Origin of the sequence: Streptomyces olindensis, from assembly GCF_040645895.1 — a bacterium.
Classification (GTDB): Bacteria; Actinomycetota; Actinomycetes; order Streptomycetales; family Streptomycetaceae; genus Streptomyces; species Streptomyces olindensis.
On record NZ_JBEYZD010000004.1, the window covers coordinates 197,134 to 221,304 of the forward strand.

Here is a 24,171-nt window from a genome sequence, read left to right on the forward strand (position 1 = left end):
CGCCGGTGAATCGGCGGGGCCGGTGAACGCGGCCGGTTGGGCGTGCGTATGTGTCGGCAACCGCCCGCGGCGCGGGGAAGGCGGGTCGCGGGGCCGACGTGAGGATCAGGCGATGAACGACCGAGTTACTCCTCCCATGCACGCGCTGCCGGACGGCGAGGCGGAGCTGACGCTGGTGGTGAAGCTGCCCTGGGAGGACGTGGCCCGCCTCGGCCAGGAGGCCGGGCGGCTGGCCGCGCAGTGGCGGCGTTCGGTGACGCTGGAGGAGGCGGTGAGCCACCGGCTGCGGTCGTCGCGGGTCGCCGCGCACGCCAAGCCGGCGGGGGAGCAGCCGCCGGCTGTGACTTCTTCGGCCTCGGTGTCGTCGTTGCCGTCGCGGCCGCCGGCGGAGCAGGCTCGGCAGGCCATCGACCGGATCAACGGGACTGCCGGGACCGCGTAGCGTTTCGCCGTCGGGGTGCGGGTTCCGTTGCGGGGTGCGGGCTCGTGGTGGCTGCTCGCGCCCACTCCCTACGCAGAACCGCGCACCTTCGTCGCCGCCTTGCGGGCCGCCACCAGGACCGGGTCCCAGACGGGGGAGAACGGTGGGGCGTAGCCCAGGTCCAGGGTGGTCATCTGTTCCGCCGTCATGCCCGCCGTGAGGGCGACCGCCGCGATGTCGACGCGCTTGCCCGCGCCCTCCCGGCCCACGATCTGCACGCCGAGCAGGCGGCCGGTGCGGAGTTCGGCGAGCATCTTCACCGTCATGGGGGAGGCGTTCGGGTAGTAGCCCGCGCGGCTGGTCGACTCGATGGTGACCGCCTCGAAGCGCAGCCCGACCCGGTGGGCGTCCTTCTCGCGCAGACCCGTGCGCGCGATCTCCAGGTCGCAGACCTTGCTGACCGCCGTGCCGACCACCCCCGGGAACGTCGCGTAGCCGCCGCCGACGTTGGTGCCGATGACCTGGCCGTGCTTGTTGGCGTGGGTGCCGAGGGCGATGTGCCGCTCCTGGCCGGAGACCAGGTCGAGGACCTCGACGCAGTCGCCGCCCGCCCAGACGTTCTCGTGGCCGCGCACCCGCATCGAGCGGTCCGTGAGGAGCCCGCCGTGGGTGCCGAGCGGGAGTCCGGCCGCCCGCGCGAGGGCCGTCTCGGGGCGCACGCCGATGCCGAGCACCACCACGTCCGCCGGGAATTCGCGCTCCCGCGTGGCCACCGCCCGCACCCGGCCGTCGTCCCCCGTCAGGATCCCGGTGACCTCGGCGTCGTTCACCATCGTGATGCCCAGGCCCTCCATGGCCTCGTGCACCAGGCGGCCCATGTCCGGGTCCAGGGTCGACATGGGCTCGCTGCCGCGGTTGACGACCGTCACCTCGTAGCCGCGGTTGATGAGCGCCTCGGCCATCTCCACGCCGATGTACCCGGCGCCCACGACCACCGCGCGGCGGCCACGCGTGCGTGCCAGCGAGTCGAGCAGCTCCTGGCCGTCGTCCAGCGTCTGCACGCCGTGCACCCCGGGGGCGTCGGCCCCGGGCATGTCCGGCCGGATCGGCCGGGCCCCGGTCGCGATCACGAGCTTGTCGTACGACGTCCAGGACTCGGCGCCGGAGTCGACGTCACGCGCGCGGACCCGCCGCCCGTCGAGGTCGAGCTCCGTGACCTCGGTGCGCAGCCGCAGGTCGATGTCCCGCGCGCGGTGCTCCTCGGGTGTGCGGGCGATCAGCCGGTCCCGGTCGGTGACGTCGCCGCCCACCCAGTACGGGATGCCGCACGCCGAGTACGACGTGAAGTGGCCCCGTTCGAACGCCACGATCTCCAGCTCGTCGGGGCCCTTCAGGCGGCGCGCCTGCGACGCCGCGGACATCCCCGCGGCGTCACCGCCGATCACGACCAGTCGCTCCCCGCGCGTACGGCTCTTGTTCATGCGGACACGCTACGGGAGCAGGGCACTTCAGTCCTGCTCGCCGGACTCCCGGGCGGGGCCGGACTCCGGGGCGGTCCGGGCCACCGGCAGCGGGCCCAGGGCGCTCGCCGCGGACGACGCGGGAGCGGGCCACGGGCGGCGCGGCAGGCGGGGCCGTACGACGCGCAGCCACAGCAGGACGAGCAGGGCCGCAACCGCGGCGAACGGCAGGACCGCGCCGAGCACCACCGCGAGCCAGCGCAGCATCGTCACGAACGCGTTCCAGCCGCCCGCGAGCGCGTCGAGGAACCCCGGGTCCTCGTCCTTCTTCTCCTGCTTCCGCACAGGCGTCTCGGACAGCGACAGCGTGATGGTGGCCAGGCTGGTGCGGTCCTTCAGGGACGCCTGCCGGGCGAGCAGCGCCTCCAGGTCGGCCTGGCGGGAACTCAGCTCGCCCTCCAGGGTCACCACGTCGCTGAGCTTGTCGGCCCGGTCCATCAGCTCGCGGATCCGGGCCACGCTGGCGCGCTGCGAGGTGATCCGGCTCTGCACGTCCACGACCTGGTCGGTGACGTCCTGCGCCTTCGCGCTGCGGTCGATGAGCTTCCCGGCGCCCTCCAGTCCGGCGAGGACCTCGTCGTACTCGGCGGCGGGCACGCGCAGCACGACCCGGGTGCGCTCGTGGCCCCGCGTGTCCCGGGTGGTGGTCTCGTTGCCGACGTAGCCGCCCGCGTTCTCGGTGCGGGTGCGGGCCTCCTCCAGGGCCTTCGGGACGTCCTTGACCTGCACGGTCAGCGAGGCCGTGCGGATGATGTGCTGCGTGGGGAGCTTCGCCGGCGCGGTCGCCCCGGCGTCGCTGCCGGCCCCGCTTCCGGCGCCGCCCGGGGCGGCCTCCTTCGCTCCGGCCCCGTTGTCCGCCTCGGAGCCGGCGTAGCCGCGGTCGGCCGCGGTGCTGCCGGCGGAGTCCTCGCCCCCGGCGCTGCACCCCGTGAGGGCGACGGCCGCGGCGAGGAAGAGCGCGGCCAGGGCCGTGGCAGGGCGTCGTACGGATCGTCGTGTGCGCATGGGCATCCCCCGAGCGTCGGTTCGGCTGACGCTTCTTCGACGCCCGAGCCGCGCCGGACGTTTGGCCCGGGAGGGTTCCGATGCGGTCACGGTCCGGACTCGTCCGGGACACCGGGTCGCCGCGGCGCTGTCAGTGGGGTCTGAGAGGCTGGGGCCATGCGCGAAGTTCAGACCCGTGCGGGCACGGGGCAGGTCGTCGTCATCGGGGCGGGCATCGCGGGCCTGGCAGCCGCCCACCGGCTGCTGGAGCGCGGGGCGCGGGTCACCGTGCTGGAGGCCTCCGACCGGATCGGCGGCAAGCTGCTGCCCGGGGAGATCGCGGGCGCGCGTGTGGACCTCGGCGCCGAGTCGATGCTCGCCCGCCGCCCCGAGGCGGTGGCGCTCGCGCGCGAGGTGGGCCTCGCCGACCGCCTCCAGCCGCCCGCGACCGCGACGGCCTCGATCTGGACGCGCGGCGCCCTGCGCCCCATGCCCAAGGGCCACGTCATGGGCGTGCCCGGGACCGCCGCCGCCCTGTCCGGCGTGCTGTCCGACGAGGGCCTCGCCCGCATCGAGCGCGACGCCGACCTGCCCCGCACGGAGGTCGGCGACGACGTGGCCGTCGGGGAGTACGTGGCGGCGCGCCTCGGCCGCGAGGTCGTCGACCGCCTGGTGGAGCCCTTGCTGGGCGGGGTGTACGCGGGCGACGCGTACCGCATCTCGATGCGCTCGGCCGTCCCGCAGCTCTACCAGGCCGCCCGGTCCCACGCCTCCCTGACGGAGGGCGTCCGCGAGATCCAGGCCAAGGCGGCCGCCGCGCAGCAGACCGGCCCGGTGTTCATGGGCGTCCAGGGCGGTGTGGGCACCCTGCCGCTCGCGGTGGCGGAGTCGGTCCGGGCCCGCGGCGGCGAGATCCTCACCGGCGCCCGGGTGACGGAACTGCGCAGGGCGGCGCCGCCGGCCGGTGCGACCGAGTCGCCCGCCCCGGGTGACGACGCGAGCGCGCCCGACGGGTCGCCCTCGGCCTGGCGCGTGGTCGCCGGTGACCGCGTGCTGCATGCCGACGCGGTCGTGCTCGCCGTCCCCGCGCCCGCCGCCGCCCGGCTCCTGCGCGCCGAGGCCCCCGGGGCCGCCGCCGAGCTCGACGCCGTCGAGTACGCCTCCATGGCCCTGGTCACCCTCGCCTACCGCCGCGCCGAGGCGGACCTGCCCGACGGCAGCGGCTTCCTGGTGCCGCCGGTCGACGGGCGCACCATCAAGGCCTCCACCTTCGCCTCCCGCAAGTGGGGCTGGATCGCCGAGGAGAACCCCGGCCTGATCGTCCTGCGCACCTCCGTCGGGCGGTACGGCGAGACGGAGATCCTCCGGCGCGACGACGAAGAGCTCGTGGACGTCTCCCGGCACGACCTGAAGGCCGCGACCGGTCTGGCCGCCACCCCCGTCGCCACCCGCGTCACCCGCTGGGACGACGGCCTGCCCCAGTACCCGGTCGGCCACCACGCGCGCGTGGCCCGCGTCCGCGAGCGCGTCGCCCTGCTCCCCGGGCTCGCCGTCTGCGGCGCCCCGTACGACGGCGTCGGCATCCCGGCCTGCATCGCGAGCGCGTACGCCGCCGTCGACCAGATCCAGGGTGACCTGCGCGGTGTGGAGGAACTCACCGCCCACCCGGTGCAGAGCCTGCACGGCGGAGCGGGAGAATGAGAACCATGAGTGACGACGCCTCCACCACGCCCTCCGGCACCGCGCCCGACCGCATCCCGAACAAGGGCAAGCTGGCCAAGGACCTCAACGAGGTCATCCGCTACACGCTCTGGTCCGTCTTCAAGCTGAAGGACGTGCTCCCCGAGGACCGCGCCGGGTACGCCGACGAGGTCCAGGAGCTGTTCGACCAGCTCGCCGCGAAGGACGTGACGATCCGCGGCACGTACGACGTCTCGGGCCTGCGCGCCGACGCCGACCTGATGATCTGGTGGCACGCGGAGACCAGCGACGCGCTGCAGGAGGCGTACAACCTCTTCCGCCGGACGAAGCTCGGCCGCGCCCTGGAGCCGGTCTGGTCGAACATGGCGCTGCACCGCCCCGCCGAGTTCAACCGCTCGCACATCCCGGCGTTCCTCGCCGACGAGACGCCCCGCAACTACGTGAGCGTCTACCCCTTCGTGCGCTCCTACGACTGGTACCTGCTGCCCGACGAGGACCGCCGCCGCATGCTCGCCGACCACGGCAAGATGGCCCGCGGCTTCCCGGACGTGCGCGCCAACACCGTCGCCTCCTTCTCCCTCGGCGACTACGAGTGGCTCCTCGCCTTCGAGGCCGACGAGCTGTACCGCATCGTCGACCTCATGCGCCACCTGCGTGCCTCGGAGGCCCGCCGGCACGTCCGCGAGGAGGTCCCCTTCTTCACGGGCCGCCGCAAGGACATCGCCGAGCTGGTCGCCGGTCTGGCCTGATCAGCGCGGCTGTCCGGCCGTCCCGGCCCGGTCCGGGACGGCCGGCCGCCGCTCGGCCGCGGGAGCCGGCTCCGGCTCGGCGTGCGGCGCGCACTCCGCGCGCCGCCCCGGCAGCCGGCCGTTCAGCAGATACGCCTCCATGTGCCCGTTGACGCAGGCGTTCGGTCCGCCCGCGAGGCCGTGGGTGCCGGCGTCCCGCTCCGTCACCAGGACGGAGCCCGCGAGGCGGCGGCGGAGTTCGAGGGCGCCGTCGTAGGGCGTGGCGGCGTCCCGCTCGGCGGCCAGGATCAGCGTCGGCGGCAGCTCGCCCGGCCCGGTGCCGACGTCCAGCGGCTGCTGCCGGGGCGCCCGCCAGTAGGCGCACGGCAGGTTCGTCCACACGTTGTGCCAGGTCTCGAAGGGCGCCACCCGCGCGAGCCGGGTGTTGTCCCGGTCCCACACCTCCCAGTCCGTCGGCCAGGGGGCGTCGTTGCACTCGACGGCCACGTAGACCGCGCGCGAGTTCTCCGCCTCGGCGGCGGCCTCCGGATGCCGGGCCGCCTGCTCGACCAGCGGCCCGGGGTCGCCCTTCAGGTACGCCGACAGCGCGTGCGCCCGGTGCGGCCACTGGTCGTCGTAGTACCCGGCCTGGAGGAACGCCCCCTGCAACTGGCCCGGCCCGACCTTGCCGCCCGCCGGTTCGGCGGCCAGCCGTGCCATCGCCCGCTCGTAGCTGCGCCGCACCTCCCGCGCGGTCCTGCCCAGCCCGTACACGCCGTGGTGCCGGGCGATCCACGTCCGGAAGTCGAGCCAGCGGCCCTCGAACGCCGCCGACTGGCCGAGGTTGTTGCGGTACCAGATCCGCTCCGGGTCGGGGTCGACGGCCGAGTCGAACACCATCCGCCGTACGTGCGCGGGGAACAGCGTCGCGTAGAGGGCGCCGAAGTACGTGCCGTACGACGAGCCCAGGAAGGTGAGCCGCTCCTCGCCGAGCGCGGCGCGCAGCACGTCGAGGTCGCGGGCGTTGTTCAGCGAGTGGTAGTGCCGCAGCGCGTCCCCGGTCCGCTCGGCGCAGCCGCGCGCGTACGCCCGCGCCTGCGCGATCCGTTCTCTCTTGTACGCCTCGGAAGGATGTGTCGGTGCCTGCGTGGGCCCCTTGAAGAACTGCTTCGGGTCCTTGCAGGACAGCGGCGCCGAAGGGCCCACCCCGCGCGGGGCGTAGCCGACGAGGTCGTACGCGGCCGCGATCCGCTTCCACTCCGGGAGCAGCCCGATGAGCGGGAAGTACAGCCCGGTGGCGCCCGGTCCGCCGGGGTTGTACACCAGGGCGCCCTGCCGGGGGACCGCGCGCTCGCCCTGGTGCGGGTCCTTGCGCGTGGCCCGGGCCCGGCTGACGGTGAGTTCGATCTGCCTGCCGTCCGGCCGGGCGTAGTCCAGCGGGACGGTCACCGTGCCGCACCGCATGCTGCCCGGCAGGTCCTGCGCGTCGGGGCACCGGCCGAAGTCGACGCCGGCCGCCTTCGCGCGGGCGGCGGCCACGGCGGTGCCGCGCATCTCGGCCGTCCCCGACCGGTCCGCGGCGGCCTCCGGGGCGGCGGTGAGGGCGCTCAGCAGCAAGGACCCGGCGGCCGAGTAGAGGAGGGCGGCTCTCATCGCGTATCCCTTCGGTGCACGGTGGCGACGGAAGGGATGCTTCGTCCGGCGAAGGGGGAAGGCAAGCACTGTCCGCCGGTGTCGGCGCCAATGCCCCCGGTGCGCCCCCTGCGTCAGTCGCGTGCCTCGCGGTGCGTGAAGGCGGCGCGCAGGTCCGGTTCGCCGATCGCGCTGACGCCGCGCACGGCCACGGAGGTGAGGTACGTACGGTCGTCGGCGGTGCCGTCCGCGTGCCGGGTCAGCGCGCCGAGCAGCCGCTGACCGGCCGGGGAGGCCCAGCGCGAGTACGGGTGGATCTCGATCCGCGCGACCGCCAGGCAGCTCAGGGCCAGGGCGAGCGGCAGCGCGAACCACAGGGCGACCAGATGCCGCGGCATGTCCGGCGGAAGGGGCGTCAGCAACGCGGCCGCGCCCAGCCCGAGGACGGCGACGGCCGCGCCGCGCACCTGCCGGACCGCCGCGGCGACCGTCGTACGGGCGCTGTCCGGCACCGCCAGGCCCGCGCGCACCAGCCCGTCGGCGATCCCGCGCACCGCGTCCGCCGCCGCTGCGGTGGCCCGCACCGGCGCGATACGGGACTGCCCCTCGGGGCCGATGGCCCCTATGACCGACCGCTCCATCTCGTCCCGCCCGCGCGGATCGACGACCGTGGCCCAGCCGGTGTGCGCCAGGAGCAGGCGGCGCTGGCGCGCCATGGCGACGAGGGTCACGTCGGCGACCCGCCCGGGTCCGCCGGAGAGGAACGCGGCCTCGTACAGCGTGAGTTCACGGACGCGGCCGGTGTCCGCGTCGATGGCCGCGGCGCGCACGGCGGCCAGGCACAGGCGCGTGCACGCCGTGCCGGCCACGGCCCAGGCCGCCAGCAGGAAAAGAACCCAGAGCATATGTTGTTTGTATGTGACACGGTCGTGAGAGCACCATGCCTCGTTCACGATCCGGACGGAGTGTTGTCGGTATGTGACGTTCCGCTTCACCGCTCCGGAGGCGGGCTGAAGGTGGGCGGCGGAAGCGGGAAGGTCGAGCCGGGCTGCGGGCCGGAGGGCGGGACCGGGGCCGGGGCCGGGGTGGCGGGCGTGCCCCCGCCGGCCAGGTCGCGGGCCACCGCGTCGAAGTCGACGTAGCCCGTGGCCTCCAGGACCTTGATGTGGTCGAGGACGGTGGTGTTGGCGTCGTCGGCGAGTTCCCGCACCAGGGAGTTGCGGGTGCTCGCGCGGACCTGGGCGACGACCGAGAACACCCTGCCGTGGGCGATGCGCGCGATGTTGGCGAACCGGCGGTCGTACTCCGCGCCCCGCGCCGCGTCCAGGGTGGCCAGCCACTGCTTCTGCTCGTCGCCGGGCTCGTCCGGCAGGGCGAGGTCCAGCCGGGAGGCGACGTCGAGAACCCGCTCGTCCAGGAACCGGTGCCCCTCGACGAGGTGCCGGCCCGCCGTCCGGACGGCCGGAGTGGTCCCCTTGGTCTGCGCCTGCCGCCCCGCGGGCAGCTCCCACAGCCCGGCCAGCCGCACCTTGACGAGGAAGTCCTGGTCGAGGGCGGACAGGGGCCCGTAACTCGTCTGCAGGGTGTGGGCGCTCAGCAGATTCGGTGCCGTCCCCGGCCGGTCGGTGAAGGACCAGAACGAGAGGACCAGCGCGGCGAGCGTCGCCGTCAGGCACGTGACGATGAGCCCCGTGCCGCTGAAGATGCCTCGCCCCTTGACGGGGGGTCGCGGTCGCATGGTGGTGCCTCCTGGTACGGCACCGCACGCTAGTGCGCTTCGGGTGCGGAGTTGACATGTTACTGGGGCGTCTACGTCAACTGCCGTACAGAACCGAAGGGTTGCATCGGGGGCAAGACGGGACGATTGGGGGAGGTGCGAGGGGGGACTCACCGGGGCAAAGAGGAGCAAACCATTCCATGGCTTCGGGCGGGCGTGCCGCGGGTGTTAACCCCGGCACAGTCGGCCCCGCACGGGTGGGGTGGGACGACTAGGGCCTGTCGTTTGGATCAGGTCGCAGGAAATCGACGGTGCTGTTCAGTGCCGGTGAGCGGGGTCTGGTGCGTGCAGCTGCAAGGCGGAGGAGGGAGTCGACGCGGAGCGTCGGCGAGTGACGACAACGCGGCAGATGCGCGTGCCAGGCCCCGCGTCTGCGGCGTGATCCAAACGACAGGCCCTAGCCCACCCGGGTCCTTGGGGCCGTCCGGACGCCGGCGCGGCGGTGTGGCCCGTGGCCGCCGCCCGTCCGATGGGCCATGTTGCTGACCGTCGGGCCGAACGGCCCGGGCCGGAAGCGAAGGAGGCCCCGCGGTGGGTGAGCTGTACATCGACGGCAAGTGGACGGCGGCGGCGGCCGGCGGACGCCGGGACGTGATCAACCCCTACGACGCGTCCGTCGTCACCACCGTCGACGAGGCCGACGCCACCGACGTGGACCGCGCCGTGCGCGCCGCCCGGCGTGCCTTCGCCGAGGAGGACTGGGCGAATGCCCCCTCCCGCCGCCGGGCCGACCTGCTGATGCGCGTCCACGACCTGCTGCTGCGCGACCGGGAGGACATCGCCCGCACCGAGACCCTCGACACCGGCAAGACGCTGACCGAGGCCCGCATCGACGTCGAGGACGTGGCGAACGCCTTCCGCTACTTCGCCGAACTCGCCGGCAAGGACGGCGGCCGGGTCGTCGACGTCGGCCCGGACGTCCTCAGCCGCGTCGTCTACCAGCCGGTCGGCGTGTGCGCGCTCATCGCCCCCTGGAACTACCCGCTGCTGCAGGCCTCCTGGAAGGTCGCCCCGGCGCTGGCCGCCGGCAACACCTTCGTCCTCAAGCCCAGCGAGACCACACCGCTCACCACGATCGCCATGATCCGGCTCATCGAGGAGGCCGGCGCCCCGCCCGGCGTGGCCAACCTGGTGCTGGGCTCCGGTTCGAGCGTCGGCGCGGCCCTGACCGAGCACCCCGAGGTCGACCTGGTGTCCTTCACCGGAGGCCTCGCCACCGGACGCCGGATCATGGCCGCCGCCGCCGAGGGGCCGAAGAACATCGCCCTGGAACTCGGCGGCAAGAACCCCAACGTCGTCTTCGCGGACGCCGACTTCGACGCCGCCGTCGACTACGCCCTCGACGCCGCCTTCCTGCACTCCGGGCAGGTCTGCTCGGCCGGCTCGCGCCTGCTCGTCGAGGACTCCCTGCACGACCGGTTCGTCGACGCCCTCGCCCGCCGGGCCGAGGCCATCCGGCTCGGCGACGGCCTGGAGGAGGGCACCGAGAGCGGCCCCCTCAGCTCAGCCGAGCACCGCGAGAAGGTCGAGGGCTACATCGCCGTCGCCCAGGAGGAGGGCGCCCGGCTCGTCACCGGCGGCACCCGTCCCGACGACCCCGCCCTGAGCCGCGGCTTCTTCCTGCTGCCGACGATCTTCGCCGACTGCGACCGCACCATGCGCATCGTCCAGGAGGAGGTCTTCGGACCGGTGGTCACCGTCGAGCGCTTCACCACCGAGGACGAGGCGGTGGAGCTGGCCAACGACACCCGCTACGGCCTGGCCGGCGGCGTGTGGACCTCCGACGCGAGCCGCGCCCAGCGCGTCGCCCAGCGACTGCGGCACGGCACCGTGTGGATCAACGACTTCCACCCCTACGTGCCGCAGGCCGAGTGGGGCGGCTTCGGCCGCTCCGGCGTCGGGCGCGAACTCGGCCCCACGGGGCTGCGGGAGTACCAGGAGGCCAAGCACATCTACCAGAACCTCGCCCCCGCGCCCTCCGGCTGGTTCAAGGGCTGACCCGCACAGAAAGCAGAGCACCGCATGGCCACCACCCCCGCGCACGGCACCGAGTCCGCCTACGACTACGTCATCGTCGGCGGCGGCACCGCCGGCTGCGTGCTAGCCGCCCGGCTGAGCGAGGACCCCGACTGCCGCGTCTGCGTCATCGAGGGCGGCCCCAGCGACGTCGGCGACGAGCGCATCCTGCGCCTGCGCAACTGGATCAACCTGCTCGGCTCGGAGTTCGACTACGGCTACACCACCGTCGAACAGCCCCGCGGCAACTCCCACATCCTGCACTCCCGCGCCCGCGTGCTCGGCGGCTGCTCCTCGCACAACACGCTCATCAGCTTCCTGCCGCTGCCGCAGGACCTCGACGACTGGGTGAGCCGGGGCTGCTCCGGCTGGGACCCGGCGACGATCCTGCCCTACCGCGACCGGCTGCTCACCGAGATCGTCCCGGTGGCCGAGGCCGACCGCAATCCCATCGCCAAGGACTTCGTCACCGCGGCCTCCCGCGCCCTCGGCGTCCCCGTCGTCGACGACTTCAACGCCGAGCCCTTCGCCGACGGCACCGGCTTCTTCTCGCTGGCCTACCAGCCCGAGGGCAACCTGCGCTCCTCCGCGTCCGTCGCCTACCTCCACCCCGTCCTGGACCGCCCCAACCTCACCCTCCTGCTGGAGACCTGGGCGCACCGGCTGATCCCCGACGAGTCGGGGCGGCCGACCCGCGTCGCCGTCCGGGGCGCCGACGGCGAACCCGCCACCGTGCGCGCCGAACGCGAACTCCTGCTGTGCGCCGGGGCCATCGACACCCCGCGTCTGCTGATGCTCTCCGGCATCGGACCGGCCGACGACCTGCGGGCCCTGGGCATCGACGTCCGGGCGAACCTGCCCGGCGTGGGGGAGAACCTGCTGGACCACCCCGAGTCCGTGATCGTCTGGGAGACCGAGGGCCCGCTGCCGCCCAACTCCGCGATGGACTCCGACGCCGGCCTGTTCCTGCGCCGCGACAAGGGCCAGCCGCGCCCCGACCTGATGTTCCACTTCTACCAGGTGCCGTTCACCGTCAACACCGAACGCCTGGGCTACCCCGTGCCGCGGCACGGGGTGTGCATGACGCCGAACGTGCCGCGCGCCCGCTCCACCGGCCGCATGTGGCTGCGCAGCAGGAACCCCGCGGAGCATCCCGCCCTGGACTTCCGGTACTTCACCGACCCCGAGGGCCACGACGAGCGCACGATCGTCGACGGGCTGCGGGTCGCCCGCGAGGTCGCCGCGACCGACCCGCTGCGCGACTGGCTCGTCCGCGAGGTCGCGCCCGGCCCGGACGTCGTCTCCGACGCCGACCTGTCCGCGTACGGGCGCCGCGCGGCACACACCGTCTACCACCCGGCCGGCACCTGCCGCATGGGCTCCCCGGACGACCCGGCGGCCGTGTGCAATCCCGACCTGAGACTGCTCGGCGTCGAGGGCGTGCGGATCGTCGACGCGTCGGTGTTCCCGACGATGCCCACCATCAACCCCATGGTGACCGTGCTGCTCGCCGCCGAACGCGCCGCCGACCTGATCACCGGCCGTCCCGGGCCGGCGGAACGGGGGGCCGTGCGGTGACCGGTCCGCAGTCTCCCGCCCCGGCGACCGGCACCCCGCAGGGGGAGCCGGGCTCGGAGTTCCGCAAGGACATGGGCCCGTGGGCCAACTTCGCCCTCGGCTTCACCTACCTCTCCCCGGTGGTGAGCACCTACACCCTCTTCGGCACCGCGCTCGTCGACGGCGGGCCGCCGATGGTCTGGGCGTTCGTGCTCGCCGGCTGCGGCCAGTTCCTCGTCGCGCTCGTCTTCGGCGAGATCGTCGCCCAGTACCCCATCGCGGGCGGCGTCTACCCGTGGGCGCGCCGGCTGTGGGGCAAGCGCTGGGCGTGGATGACCGGCTGGGTGTACATGTGGGCGCTGCTGGTGACCATCACCTCGGTCGCCTACGGCGCGGGCCCCTACATCGCCATCCTCTTCGGCTTCGACCCCACCGTGCACACGACCGTGCTGTGCACCGCGGTGCTGATCGTCGTCGCCGTCCTCATCAACTACGCGGGCACCAAGGCGCTGTCGGCGGCGGCGGTGATCGGTTTCGCCGGTGAGCTCATCGGCGCGCTCGTCGTCGGCGTCTACCTGCTGGTGACCCACCGCCACCACGGCCTCGGTGTCGTCTTCGACTCCTATGGCGCCGAGGGGGACGGCTCCTACCTGCCGGCGTTCCTGGCCGCGGCGATCATCGGCTTCTACCAGTACTACGGCTTCGAGGCCTGCGGCGACACCGCGGAGGAGGTCGCCCACCCGGGGCGCGTCATCCCCAAGGCGATGCGCCGCACCATCTACGTCGGCGGCGCGGCGGCCACGTTCACCTGCATGTCGCTGCTGCTGTCCGTGACGGACTTCGGCGCGATCATCTCCGGCGAGCAGGCCGACCCGGTGGTGGACGTGCTGTACGACGCGATGGGCGAGACCGGGGCGCGGCTGGTGATGGCCGTGGTGCTGATCTCCTTCCTGTCCTGCACGATCAGCCTCCAGGCCGCGGCCGGGCGGCTCATCTACTCCTACGCCCGCGACGAGATGGTCGTCGGGCACCGGCTCCTGCGGCGCTTCTCCCACGCCCGCGCGGTGCCCGGGTACGCGCTGCTGGTGGCGGCCGCGGTGCCGCTGCTCATCGCCTTCGGCTCGCTGCTCTCCGAGGACGCCCTCACCAACATCGTGTCGTTCGCGATCCTCGGCATCTACGGCTCGTTCCAGATGGTGGTCCTCGCGGCCCTGCGCGCCCGGCTCAAGGGGTGGCGCCCGGCCGGGGAGTTCACCCTGGGCCGCTGGGGCCTCGCGGTGAACGCCGGTGCGCTGGCCTACGGCGTCTTCGCCATCGTCAACATCTGCTGGGCGCGCAGCCCCGAGAAACCCTGGTACGAGAACTGGATCGTGCTGCTGTGCGGCGGGGTGGTGCTGGTCACCGGCCTGCTCTACATGTTCACCACCCACCACTACGGCCGCGGCGACGCACCGGCGGGCGACGCCGTGCCGGACAAGCGGGAGACGACGCCGGCCGGGTCCCGGCCGGGGCGCGAGTGAGGCGCGACGGGCGCGGGTTCCGTCAGCGGCGCAGCAGCGCCCTGCGCGTGGCGCGGACGAGGCGCTGGGCGGGGCGGCGGGAGCGCGGGGCGGGCCCGGACCGGTCCCGCCACCACTGGCGCAGTTCCCGCCGCGCCCGCGGGTCCCCGGGCCGCCCGGCGTGCAGCAGGTGCTCGGCGAAGGTGAGGGCGTCGCGGCGGTAGCCGCCGGTCATCGGCTGGGTCTGGGCGTAGCCGAGGAAGGCCGGGCGGTAGTCCGCCCCGAGGATCTCCGGTAGTTCGGGCGCGACCTTCGCCACGACGTCCGCCCGCTTTGCGGCGAGCGCCCGCGCCTGGACGCCGACCCGCACCCGGTCGAACCCCTCGGGCACCGGCGTCCCGGCGACCAGCGCCGACAGCAGCGCAGCCTGCGCCAGCCCGAGCCGCTGCCGGGCGGCACCGGCGTCCGCCGGGTGGGGCAGGCCGGAGGCGCCCCGTGTCGCCCCGGCCGCCCCGGTCTCGTCGCCCTGCGGCGGGGCACCGGCCCCGGCCACGGGCGGGTCCGCCTCCCGGAGGGCCGCCCGGCCCGCCGAGCGGAGCTCCGACTTCACGCGCTCCACGGCTCCCGCCTCCAGGGCCCGCCGGATCGAGGCCAGCTCGCCCTCCAGCTCGGCCGGTTCCGGGAAGTTCTCGTCGCGTTCCAGCAGGACACCCGGCGGCGAGACGCGGGAGGCGAGGTCGGTCAGGATGCCGAGGACCGGCTCGGGCACCGGGTGGGCGTGGCTGTCGTGCCAGACGCCGTCGCGTTCGAAGCCGCCCGCGACATGGACGTAGGCGATGGCCTCCAGCGGCAGCTCGGCGAGGGCCTTGGCCGGGTCCTCGCCGCGGTTGACGTGGTTGGTGTGCAGGTTGGCCACGTCGATGAGGAGGCGGACGCCCGTGCGGTCGGCCAGCTCGTACAGGAACTGGCCCTCCGTCATCTCCTCGCCCGGCCAGGAGATCAGCGCGGCGATGTTCTCCACGGCCAGCGGCACCGGCAGCGCCTCCTGCGCGATGCGCACGTTCTCGCACAGCACGTCGAGGGCGTCCCGGGTCCGGGGGACGGGCAGCAGGTGGCCCGCCTCCAGGTGCGGGGACGCCGTCAGGGCGCCGCCCGCCCGGACGAACGCGATGTGCTCGGTGACCAGCGGCGAACCCAGCGCCTCCACCCGCTCGGCCAGCGCGGCCAGGCGGCCCTCGTCGGGCCGGTCGGCGCCGCCGAGACCGAGCGAGACGCCGTGCGGCACGACGGTGACGCCGCGCTCGCGCAGCCGCCGCAGCGACTCGGGCAGATGCCCGGGGCAGACGTTCTCGGCCACGGCTTCGACCCAGTCGATGCCCGGCATGCGCTCCACGGCGTCCGCGATCTCCGGTCGCCACCCGATGCCCGTCCCCAGTCGCTCCATCGTCCCCTCCTCCGCACGGCGCGATCCTCGAACGTGAGGGGGGTATGGCCCAGGCGCCCGCCGCCGAACCCCGCGGGGGGCGCCTTCAGAGCAACATTTGAGGTTTCCGGCCGCCGCCGAGGGGCGCGGCTACACCGCGCGGGTGGAGCGGTAGTTGAACACCGACCACAGGACGAACAGGCCCGTCACGATCATGATGATCGACCAGAACGGCTGGTACGGCAGCCACATGAAGTTCGCGATCAGCGCCAGTCCGACCACGACCGCGCCCACCATCCGGGCCCAGGTGGCCCCGGTGAACAGGCCGAACCCGGCCGCCACGACGAGCACGCCGACGACCAGGTGGATCCAGCCCCACGCGGTCAGGTCGAACTCGAAGACGTAGTCGCCGAAGCTCGTGTACACCTCGTCGTCGGCGATCGCCGTGATGCCCTGGAGCACCGCGAAGAGGCCGTAGACGACCATCAGGGTGCCGCCGAGAGCGAGGCCCCCGGCCGCCCACGAGTCACCGGAACCGCGTGGGCCGCCCCCGCCGGGCATCCGGTCGTCGGGGGCGGGAGGGGCGGGGGGAGGGGGCGCGGCGCTGGTCATGGCTGCCTCCTGGGTCGGGGTTGTCCGGTAACCCCACTGGAGCACCCGTCCCCGCCCGGCGCGCCCGCGGCTACTCCGAACGGGTGGCCGCCGGGCCGCCGCTCCGGTGCGGTTCCCGGCGCAGCGCCGGGTGGTCCGCGACGACCGTGCACGAGCCGGGCGCGATCTCCGTGAACCCCGCGTCGCGGACCAACGGCAGTCCGGCGCCGGTCAGTCCGGACCAGCGGGCCGGGGCGGCCGTCCGTACGGCGAGCGGGAAGCCCGCCTCGCGCCAGGCGGTCCGCTCCGCGTCGGACAGCTCCCACCAGGCCAGTTGGGCGGCGTGCCCCGCCTGGGCCATCGCCTTGCCGGCCGACATGCCGAGGTCCGGGTTCATCCACAGCACGGGGGCGGCCGGGTCCGCGTCCATGGGCGGTTCCGGGTCGTCCAGGTCGGTGCCGGAGACCTGGAGCCGGGCCAGGTCCTTGGGCCAGCCGTCCAGCGGGACGGGCGGGAAGACCCGTACCTCGGCGGACGCGCCGGTGACCGTGATGCCGGGCAGGGCCCCGGCCCGCCGCCACTCGGCGCCGCGGGCCCGCCGCACCACCTTGCGGATCCGGGCGTCCTGCCAGTCCCGCATCGACCGCGCCCACGCGCCCTCGCCGGCCGACCGCTCGTCGCTCAGGATCGTCAGCACGGCCCGGGCGGCCGTCTCCAGCGCGTCCGTACGCGCCGGCGGGTCCCCCCGCTCGATCCGCACGACCAGCGGCAGCACGAACTGCGGCGCCGTGTCGCGCGCGGAGGGCTCGGACCGGAAGGGGCTGTCGCTCACGGGCGTCGCGTCTTGGCTCACGCACCCCAGTGTGCCAGCCGGAAGATCGCACAGACGGGGGCCGGTGCGGCCCACCCGGGCCGGGAGAACCAGGACCGCACGGCTGCCGCCCTCGCTCATCCGCCGGGCGTGGCCGCGCCCGTGGGACCTGGCCGTTCCGGCCCTGCCGCCCAGCCCCCAGCGAGGGGACGCCGGGCCCCGTGACCGGCTCGTGGCCGGAGACCGCCCCCGCAGCGCCGCCCGGCGCCGTCGCCCCCACCCTCGGCGTCCGCACGGGCGTGACGTACTCGGCTCCCGTCGGTCAGCCCGAGCAGGACGTCCGCTCGGCCTCCTGCCACTCGCAGACCGGGCAGAGCGTGATGCCCTTGTACGACTCCGGGTACTCCGTCGGCTCCCGGCACAGCACGCACTCCGCGTACGGCGGTCCGTCCGCCCGGGGCGGCCTCGCCGCGTCGATCAGGCAGTAGTCGTCCTCACTCATACGTCCAGCGTAGGACGGTCACACCCGATCGCCCACGGCCCCGATCAGCTCGGACACCTTCACGAACCGGAAGCCCTCGCGGCGCAGCCCGGGCACGATCTCCCGCACCGCCCGCTCCGTCGCAGGGGCGGCGCTGCGCGTGCAGTGCAGCACCACCACCGACCCCGGCCGGACCCCGTCCAGCACCTGCCGGACGATCGCGTCCGCGTCGGTCTCGAACGCGTCGCCCCCGACCACGTCCCACTGCACGGCGGTCACACCGGTCGGCGTCAGCGCCCTGAGCGCCCGCCGGTCGTAACAGCCCCCGGGGAAACGGAAGTACGGCATCGGCTCCGGCACGCCCACCCGGCGGAACGCCGCGTACGCCCGCTTCACGTCCGTCCGCATCCGCTCGGCGGGCACGGTCGGCAGGCCGTAGCAGTCGGGGGTGAAGGCGTAGTGGCTGTAGGAGTGGTTGGCGATCTCGAAGAGCGGGTCCCGGCCGATGGAGCGGGCCTGGTCCGGGTACTGCTCGGCCCACCGCCCGGTCATGAACACGGTGGCCGGCACGTCCAGCGCCCGCAGCGTCGCGATCAGCCGGGGGTGGTCGAACCGCTCACCCGCCGCCGCCCGCGCCCCCTGCCCGGCGGTCATGTCGGCGTCGAAGGTGAGCGCCACGGTCCGGCCGCCCGTGCGGGGCCCGTGCTCGAAGACGGGGGTCAGACCGGCCGGGCCGGGTGCGAGCGTCGGGGGTCTCGACGGCGCCGCCGGCACCGGCGGGGAGGCCGCCTGCGGGGGAGCCGCCTGAGGGGCCCGGGCGGTCCCGCAGGCCGCGAGGGCCGTGCCCAGGGCGCACACGGCGGTGACACGGCGAAGGAGGGCGATCACCGTATGAAGATATGAACGGGGTCGTCCTCTTATGCGTGCCGGAACCGGGTGTCACCCGGCCGTCAGATGTCCCGCTGCTCCAGCGGCTTGGTCGCCGGGCCCTGGATCACCTTGCCGTCGGTATCGAAACGGGAGCCGTGGCAGGGGCACTCCCAGGCGGTCTCGGCGGCGTTGAAGGAGACCAGGCAGCCCAGGTGGGTGCAGCGCGCGGAGACGGCGTGGAGGGTGCCGTCGTCGTCGCGGTAGACCGCGAGGCGGTGGCCTTCGGCGCGGACCACGGCCCCCTCGCCGGGCGGCAGGGACTCCACCGGCGGCGAGGGCCGCAGCCGGTCGCCCACGAAGTGCCCGGCGACCTTCGCCTGGGTCTTGAGGAACGACGGCGCCTCACGCACCGCGGGCTTCAGCCGGCGCGGGTCGTACAGTCCGCTCCAGGCGCACTCCTCGCCCAGGATCTGCGCGGTGAGCAGCCGGCCCGCCATCATGCCGCCGCTCATGCCCCAGCCGCCGAAGCCGGTGGCGACGTAGGCGTGCCGTGCGCCCGGGTGCAGCGGGCCGACCATCGGCACGGTGTCGGTCGGGTCGTTGTCCTGCGTGGCCCAGCGGTGGGTGACGTCCAGGTCCGGGAAGTGCTCGGTGGCCCAGGCGGTGAGGTGCTCGAACCGGGCCCGCGGGTCGCCCGTGCCGGGCGTGAAGTGCTCGCCGGTGACGATGAGCAGGCGGCGGTCTCCCTCGTGCGGCGCGGTGCGCACCGAGCGGATGCCCTCGTCGGGCGTGATGAACATGCCGTCCGGGTCCTGGTCCGCCGGGATCGTCCCGGCCACGACCAGCTCGCGGCGCGGGGACAGCCGGGTGAAGAGCAGGGCCCTGTCGAAGATCGGGTAGTGCGTCGCGACGACGACGTCCCGGGCCCGGACCGTCGCCCCGGTGGTGGTCGACAGCCGGCACGGCTCGCCCTCGTCCAGACCGAGGACGGTGGTGTCCTCGAAGATCCGCCCGCCGCGTCCGGCCAGGTCGGCGGCGAGGGCCAGCAGGTACTTGCGCGGATGGAACTGGGCCTGCCCGGTGACCCGGACCGCGCCCGCCACCGGGAAGGGCAGCCCGGTCTCCTCCACGAACGAGGCGGGCAGTCCGGCGTCGGCGGCGGCGCGTGCCTCGGCGCGCAGTTCGTCCACCCGGCCCGGGTCACAGGCGTAGGTGTAGGCGCTGCGGCTCTCCCAGTCGCAGTCGATGCCCAACTCCTCGACGATCCCGGCCGCGCGCTCGATCGCCTCCGACTGGGAACGGGCGTACAGCCGGGCGCCCTCGGGGCCGCGGGTGCGCCGCAGCTTGTCGTAGACGAGCGTGTGCAGGGCGGTGACCTTGGCGGTGGTGTGCCCGGTGACCCCGGCCGCGACCCGCCCGGCCTCCAGCACCGCCACGCTCCGCCCGGCCCGCGTCAGCTCCCACGCCGTGCACAGCCCGGCGATCCCGCCGCCGATCACCGCCACGTCGACGTCCAGGTCCTCCGCCAGCGCGGGGTGGTGGCCGTCCGGGGCGGTCTGAAGCCAGTACGAGCTGCTGACCTGCTGCTTCTCGCTCATGCGGCACCGAGTACCCCCGTGCGTCCGCTTCAGTGTCCGGCGTGCCGCCGCACGGGGGAGCTTTACAGAAGAGGCCGGCAGGGCTAACGTACAACCAAATGGTTGTAGATGTTGCAGACGAGTCGAGTGACGAGACGGTGGACCGGCTGTTCCACGCCCTGGCCGACACCACGCGCCGGGACATACTGCGCCGCTGCGTGCGCGGGGAGCTGTCCGTGTCCCGGCTGGCCGAGGCCTATCCGATGAGCTTCGCCGCGGTGCAGAAGCACGTCGCGGTGCTGGAGCGGGCCGGTCTCGTCACCAAGCGGCGCAGCGGACGGGAGCAGCTCGTGCGCACCGACCCCGACGCGGTGGGGCGTGCGCGCCAGGCCCTCGACGAGCTCGAGTCGGCATGGCGCGGGCGCGTGGACCGCATGGCCCGGCTGCTCGCCGACGAGCCCCGAAGCGACGATCCCGGAAGCGACGATCCCGGATCCCAAGAGCCGCGAACCTTCGAGCCCCGAACGCTCGACCCCGACGAGAACGACACCACGGAAGGACCCGAGAGATGAGCGTCACCAGTGTCGACAAGGACCTCGACAACCTCACCCTCACCCTGATCGCCGACTTCGCCGCCCCGGTCGAGCGGGTGTGGCGGCTGTGGGCCGACCCCCGGCAGCTGGAGCGCTGGTGGGGCCCGCCGTCCTACCCGGCGACCGTGGAGGAGCACGACCTGACCCCCGGCGGGGAGGTCGGCTACTACATGACCGGCCCGGAGGGCGACCGGCACCGCGGCTGGTGGCGGATCACCACCGTCGCCGAGCCCACGTCCCTGGAGTTCACCGACGGCTTCGCCGACGACGACGGCAAGCCCAAGGACGACATGCCCACCATCTCCGTGCGGGTGCGGCTCACCGAGCACGAGGGCGGCACCCGCATGGAGCTGCGCTCCCTGTTCGACACCCGTGAGCAGATGGAGCAGCTGGCCGCCATGGGCATGGAGGAGGGCCTGAAGGAGGCCGTCGGCCAGATCGACGCCCTGCTCGCCGCCTGACCGGCACTCAGGACTGCCGCAGCAGCCGCTCGCGGCACTCCGCCACGTCGAAGTCCGGCTCCGGATACCGCGGGTCCAGCTCCCGCAGGTGCTCCAGGAGCAGCGTGCTGACCGCCCAGTTGCGGTACCACTTGTGGTCGGCCGGAACGAGGTACCAGGGCGCGTACGAGGTGCCGCAGCGCTCCAGAGCGATCTCGTAGGCCTCCTGGTACGCGGGCCACAGGGCGCGGTCGTCGACGTCGGACGGCGCGAACTTCCAGCGTTTCTCCGGCCTGTCGAGGCGCCTGAGCAGCCGGCGGCGCTGCTCGTCGTAGGAGAGGTGCAGGAAGCACTTGATCAGGGTGACGCCGTCGTCGGCGAGGGACTTCTCGAAGCGGTTGATCAGCTCGTAGCGGCTGTCGACCTCGGCGACGGGGGCGAGGTCGCGGACGCGGGCGATCAGGACGTCCTCGTAGTGGGAGCGGTCGAAGATGCCCAGCTCGCCGGGGAGCGGGAGCGCCTTCTCCACGCGCCACAGGAAGGGATGCGCCCGCTCCTCCTCGGTGGGGGCCCGGAACGCGGTGATCCGGCAGCCGGACGGATTGAGCAGCCCGATGACGTGCTTCACCGTGCCGCCCTTGCCGCTGGTGTCCATGCCCTGCAGGACCAGCAGGACGCGGCGCCGGTCGCCCGCGGTGCTCGCGGCCCACAGCCGTTCCTGGAGGCCGGCGAGGTGTTCGCCGATCCTGGCCGTGGCGGCCTTGCCCGCCGCCTTGCCGTCCGGGCCGCCGGGGGTCGCGGCGGCGTCGTGGGCGGACAGGTCGACCGGCTCGCCGCCGGGCAGACACAGCCGCTTCCGCAACGAGGTCCTGTCCTTCCCCACCGCAGGCCCCCTTTCGCTGCCTGTGCCTCGATGGTCCGGCGGGGCGCCGGGCTGCGCACCCGGCGCCCCGGCCGGCGGCGGCTGCCGCGCCTACCGGCGCCAGGGGCCCGTCACCGCGAACGTCGTGCCGGGCCGGTAGCAGTTGACGTACATCGTGCCGCCGTCGGGGGAGAAGGTCACCCCGGCGAACTCACCCCATTCCGGTTCCTCCGGCGTGCCGATGTTCTGGCTGTTGCGGGCCATCGCGTACACCTCGCCGCGCCTGGTCACGCCGTACACGTGCTGGGCGCCCTCGCCGTCCTCGCAGACCATGAGGCCGCCGCTGGGCGCCAGGCAGATGTTGTCCGGCGACTCGCCCGGCAGCTGCACGTCGGTGTCCGGTCCGAAGACGATCACCAGGGTCAGCCGCCGCCGGTCCGGGTCGTAGCGCCAGACCTGCCCGAAGTGGTCGGCCGCCGAGCCCTCCGCGCTGCGGGCGAAGGACGACACGAAGTACACCGACCGGCCGCCCCAGTAGCAGCCCTCCAGCTTCTGCGCGTGCGTGATGCCCCGGCGGCCGAAGTCCTGCAGCCGGATCGGCGTCCGCGCCGCCTGCGGGTCCGGTACGTCCACCCACTCGATGCCGTCGAACGAGGCGCCGGTCTCCTGGATCGAGGACAGGTCGGGTACGCCGGGCACGCGCATGGCCTGCAGCCGGCCGCCCGCGCGCAGCGAACCCCGGCCGCCCAGCGGCCGGTCGGGCAGGAAGCGGTAGAAGAGGCCGAACGGTTTCTGGAAGGCGTCCTCCGTCTCGTACACCACGCCCCGCCGCGGGTCGACGGCGATCGCCTCGTGCTGGAAGCGGCCCATCGCGGTCAGCGGCACGGCGCCGGTGCGGTGCGGGTCGACCGGGTCCACCTCGAAGATGAAGCCGTGGTCCTTGGCGTAGCCGTTGGTGCCCGCCTTGTCCTCGGTCTCCTCGCAGGTCAGCCAGGTGCCCCACGGGGTGGGTCCGCCCGCGCAGTTGACGGCCGTGCCGGCGATGGCGACGCGCTCCGACAGGACGTGGTCGCGGGAGTCCAGCGTCAGGGCCGTGCAGCCGCCCTTGCCCGCCGGGTCGTACGTGAGGCCCTCGACCGCCGGGACCGGGACCTTGCCGTCGGCGCGGTTCTCGTGGTTGCGGACCAGGTGGACCCGGCCGCCCCTGCCCTCGAAGGCCGACATGCCGTCGTGGTTGGAGGGGACCTTGCCCTCGCCGGAGCGGAGCGGGTCGCCCTCGCGGGAGAGGACCCGATAGCGGAAACCTTTCGGCAGGTCGAGCAGTCCCTTCGGGTCGGGGACGAGCGGGCCGTAGCCGGTGCGGCCGAGGTCCTGCGCGGCGGCGGTACCGGCGAAGAGTTCGGACAGGGCACCGGAGAACGCGATCCCGATGCCCAGGGCGCCTGCCCCGGCGAGTGCCTCACGGCGGGTGGCGGAACGACCGGTCGTGGTCATGCGGAAACCTTCCTGCTGGCGGACAGGAACTGTGATCCCGCTGTGTCTACCACCTGAGAAGGATGGCGGGAACCACGCGCGTAGCACGCGTCACTGCTCCACGGCGTGCCGCAACTCCTCCAGGGCCTCCTGGGCCTGTTCCGCGTCGGCGACGGCGTGTTCCGCCTGCTCCGCATGCTCTGAGGAGGGTGCCCGGCTCGCCTCGGGGCCCCGCTCCAGGAACCGGAGCAGCTCCACCGGGATGGGCAGCACCAGCGTGGAGTTCTTCTCCGCCGCCACGGCCATCACGGTCTGCAGCAGCCGCAGCTGGAGCGCCGAGGGCGTGTCCGCCATCTGGTGGGCGGCCTGCGCCAGCTTCTTCGAGGCCTGGTACTCCGCGTCGGCGTTGATCAGCCGGGCCCGCCGCTCGCGGTCGGCCTCGGCCTGGCGGGCCATGGAGCGCTTCATGGTGTCCGGCAGGGACACGTCCTTGATCTCCACGCGGTCGATGGTCACGCCCCACTCCACGGCCGGGCTGTCGATCATCAGCTCCAGGCCCTGGTTGAGCTTCTCCCGGTTGGACAGCAGGTCGTCCAGCTCGCTCTTGCCGATGATCGAGCGCAGGGAGGTCTGCGCCATCTGCGAGACCGCGAAGCGGTAGTCCTCGACGTTGACGACCGCGGCCGCCGGGTCCACGACCTTGAAGTACACCACCGCGTCGACCCGCACGGTCACGTTGTCGCGGGTGATGCCCTCCTGCGCGGGTATGGGCATCGTCACGATCTGCAGGTTGACCTTGCGCATCCGGTCGACGGCCGGCACGACCAGGTTGAACCCGGGCCGCCGCACCTCCCCGTGCAGACGCCCGAGCCGGAAGACGACCCCGCGTTCGTACTGCTTGACGACCCGTGCCGCCGCGGCGAGATACACCAGGCCGCCCGCGCAGACCGCCGCCACCGCCCCGATCAGCTCTTCGACCATGCCGACCTCCCCGTCCAGAGGTCCCGTTTCGTCTGTTCTTGTAACGATATGCCTCGATCAGGGTGTGGGGCCATGCCCCGGGGCCGGAGGGCCGGGGCTGAGGGCCGTGGGCTGAGGGCTGTGTGCGGGGCCGGACGCACGAAGGGCCGGGGCGCGGGGGGGGTGGGCGCCCCGCCCCCGGGGGTGCGGGGGGGGGGGTGCGGCTAGGGGGGGGGGTCCGTTTCGGGCGCCGGG

General features: G+C 73.9%; 22 protein-coding genes. 8 read left to right on the top strand and 14 right to left on the bottom strand.

Features of this window, described 5'->3' with window-relative positions:
- The first annotated feature begins 112 nt into the window (after positions 1 to 112).
- Positions 113 to 442 (top strand): hypothetical protein, encoded by a 330-nt coding sequence (locus ABZ948_RS03915; RefSeq protein WP_359756964.1) that lies wholly within the window; start codon positions 113 to 115, stop codon positions 440 to 442.
- A gap of 68 nt (positions 443 to 510) precedes the next feature.
- Here the strand turns inward: ABZ948_RS03915 and ABZ948_RS03920 are convergent, their stop codons facing one another.
- Positions 511 to 1,902: an FAD-dependent oxidoreductase gene (locus ABZ948_RS03920; RefSeq protein WP_359756966.1), complete on the bottom strand. Its 1,392-nt coding sequence runs from the start codon at positions 1,900 to 1,902 to the stop codon at positions 511 to 513.
- A gap of 27 nt (positions 1,903 to 1,929) precedes the next feature.
- Positions 1,930 to 2,946 carry a DUF4349 domain-containing protein gene (locus tag ABZ948_RS03925; protein ID WP_359756967.1) on the bottom strand — a complete coding sequence of 339 codons (1,017 nt, stop codon included), beginning with the start codon at positions 2,944 to 2,946 and terminating at the stop codon, positions 1,930 to 1,932.
- A 156-nt stretch (positions 2,947 to 3,102) separates the two neighbouring features.
- Between ABZ948_RS03925 and hemG the strand changes: the two genes are divergently transcribed.
- Both hemG and hemQ read left to right on the top strand, forming a co-directional pair.
- Entirely contained in the window at positions 3,103 to 4,626 is a 1,524-nt protein-coding gene (gene hemG / locus ABZ948_RS03930) for a protoporphyrinogen oxidase (RefSeq protein WP_359756968.1), read from the top strand.
- 5 nt (positions 4,627 to 4,631) lie between these two features.
- Positions 4,632 to 5,375: a hydrogen peroxide-dependent heme synthase gene (hemQ, locus tag ABZ948_RS03935; protein WP_359756970.1), complete on the top strand. Its 744-nt coding sequence runs from the start codon at positions 4,632 to 4,634 to the stop codon at positions 5,373 to 5,375.
- Here the strand turns inward: hemQ and ABZ948_RS03940 are convergent, their stop codons facing one another.
- The 3 genes from ABZ948_RS03940 to ABZ948_RS03950 form a co-directional block, all read right to left on the bottom strand.
- A complete protein-coding gene (locus ABZ948_RS03940) occupies positions 5,376 to 7,007 on the bottom strand; it encodes an alpha/beta hydrolase (protein ID WP_359756972.1) in 1,632 nt (543 codons plus the stop codon).
- A 113-nt stretch (positions 7,008 to 7,120) separates the two neighbouring features.
- Positions 7,121 to 7,891, bottom strand: a complete 771-nt coding sequence (locus ABZ948_RS03945) for a TIGR04222 domain-containing membrane protein (protein WP_359756974.1) — start codon at positions 7,889 to 7,891, stop codon at positions 7,121 to 7,123.
- Positions 7,892 to 7,977: 86 nt separating this feature from the next.
- Complete coding sequence (locus tag ABZ948_RS03950) at positions 7,978 to 8,724, bottom strand: DUF4142 domain-containing protein (RefSeq protein ID WP_359756976.1); 747 nt, start codon at positions 8,722 to 8,724, stop codon at positions 7,978 to 7,980.
- A gap of 570 nt (positions 8,725 to 9,294) precedes the next feature.
- Here ABZ948_RS03950 and ABZ948_RS03955 point away from each other — a divergent pair.
- Genes ABZ948_RS03955 through ABZ948_RS03965 form a run of 3 tightly spaced genes read left to right on the top strand, consistent with a single transcriptional unit; the run spans position 9,295 to position 13,856 of the window.
- Complete coding sequence (locus ABZ948_RS03955) at positions 9,295 to 10,761, top strand: aldehyde dehydrogenase family protein (RefSeq protein ID WP_359756978.1); 1,467 nt, start codon at positions 9,295 to 9,297, stop codon at positions 10,759 to 10,761.
- 24 nt (positions 10,762 to 10,785) lie between these two features.
- Positions 10,786 to 12,357 (top strand): GMC family oxidoreductase, encoded by a 1,572-nt coding sequence (locus tag ABZ948_RS03960; protein ID WP_359756979.1) that lies wholly within the window; start codon positions 10,786 to 10,788, stop codon positions 12,355 to 12,357.
- Entirely contained in the window at positions 12,354 to 13,856 is a 1,503-nt protein-coding gene (locus tag ABZ948_RS03965) for an APC family permease (protein WP_359756980.1), read from the top strand. Before ABZ948_RS03960 ends, ABZ948_RS03965 begins: the two co-directional genes overlap by 4 nt.
- Positions 13,857 to 13,878: 22 nt before the next feature.
- Here ABZ948_RS03965 and ABZ948_RS03970 read toward each other — a convergent pair whose 3' ends face one another.
- From ABZ948_RS03970 to ABZ948_RS03995, 6 genes are all read right to left on the bottom strand, one after another.
- Positions 13,879 to 15,279 carry an MbnB/TglH/ChrH family RiPP precursor modification enzyme gene (locus tag ABZ948_RS03970; protein WP_359756981.1) on the bottom strand — a complete coding sequence of 467 codons (1,401 nt, stop codon included), beginning with the start codon at positions 15,277 to 15,279 and terminating at the stop codon, positions 13,879 to 13,881.
- 129 nt (positions 15,280 to 15,408) lie between these two features.
- Positions 15,409 to 15,870: a DUF7144 family membrane protein gene (locus ABZ948_RS03975; RefSeq protein WP_031119130.1), complete on the bottom strand. Its 462-nt coding sequence runs from the start codon at positions 15,868 to 15,870 to the stop codon at positions 15,409 to 15,411.
- 70 nt (positions 15,871 to 15,940) lie between these two features.
- Positions 15,941 to 16,702, bottom strand: coding sequence for a peptidyl-tRNA hydrolase (locus ABZ948_RS03980; RefSeq protein WP_359756983.1), 762 nt, complete (start codon positions 16,700 to 16,702; stop codon positions 15,941 to 15,943).
- A gap of 280 nt (positions 16,703 to 16,982) precedes the next feature.
- Positions 16,983 to 17,162 carry a hypothetical protein gene (locus ABZ948_RS03985; RefSeq protein WP_031119132.1) on the bottom strand — a complete coding sequence of 60 codons (180 nt, stop codon included), beginning with the start codon at positions 17,160 to 17,162 and terminating at the stop codon, positions 16,983 to 16,985.
- A gap of 18 nt (positions 17,163 to 17,180) precedes the next feature.
- On the bottom strand, positions 17,181 to 18,029 hold the full coding sequence (locus ABZ948_RS03990; RefSeq protein ID WP_359756984.1) for a polysaccharide deacetylase family protein: 849 nt from the start codon (positions 18,027 to 18,029) through the stop codon (positions 17,181 to 17,183).
- A 62-nt stretch (positions 18,030 to 18,091) separates the two neighbouring features.
- Positions 18,092 to 19,609 carry an FAD-dependent oxidoreductase gene (locus ABZ948_RS03995; RefSeq protein ID WP_359756985.1) on the bottom strand — a complete coding sequence of 506 codons (1,518 nt, stop codon included), beginning with the start codon at positions 19,607 to 19,609 and terminating at the stop codon, positions 18,092 to 18,094.
- 98 nt (positions 19,610 to 19,707) lie between these two features.
- On the opposite strand from ABZ948_RS03995, the gene ABZ948_RS04000 reads away from it, so the two are divergent.
- Together ABZ948_RS04000 and ABZ948_RS04005 are read left to right on the top strand one after the other, a co-directional pair.
- Entirely contained in the window at positions 19,708 to 20,160 is a 453-nt protein-coding gene (locus ABZ948_RS04000; protein WP_359756987.1) for an ArsR/SmtB family transcription factor, read from the top strand.
- Positions 20,157 to 20,642, top strand: coding sequence for an SRPBCC family protein (locus ABZ948_RS04005; protein WP_359756988.1), 486 nt, complete (start codon positions 20,157 to 20,159; stop codon positions 20,640 to 20,642). Before ABZ948_RS04000 ends, ABZ948_RS04005 begins: the two co-directional genes overlap by 4 nt.
- Before the next feature lie 7 nt (positions 20,643 to 20,649).
- On the opposite strand, the gene ABZ948_RS04010 is transcribed toward ABZ948_RS04005, so the two are convergent.
- The 3 genes from ABZ948_RS04010 to ABZ948_RS04020 form a co-directional block, all read right to left on the bottom strand.
- The gene (locus tag ABZ948_RS04010) at positions 20,650 to 21,504 is read right to left on the bottom strand and encodes a PPK2 family polyphosphate kinase (RefSeq protein WP_359756990.1); all 855 of its coding nucleotides are present in this window, start codon (positions 21,502 to 21,504) and stop codon (positions 20,650 to 20,652) included.
- Positions 21,505 to 21,594: 90 nt separating this feature from the next.
- Positions 21,595 to 22,977, bottom strand: coding sequence for a PhoX family protein (locus ABZ948_RS04015; protein WP_359756991.1), 1,383 nt, complete (start codon positions 22,975 to 22,977; stop codon positions 21,595 to 21,597).
- A gap of 90 nt (positions 22,978 to 23,067) precedes the next feature.
- The gene (locus ABZ948_RS04020; RefSeq protein ID WP_359756993.1) at positions 23,068 to 23,937 is read right to left on the bottom strand and encodes a slipin family protein; all 870 of its coding nucleotides are present in this window, start codon (positions 23,935 to 23,937) and stop codon (positions 23,068 to 23,070) included.
- Between the last annotated feature and the right edge of the window lie 234 nt (positions 23,938 to 24,171).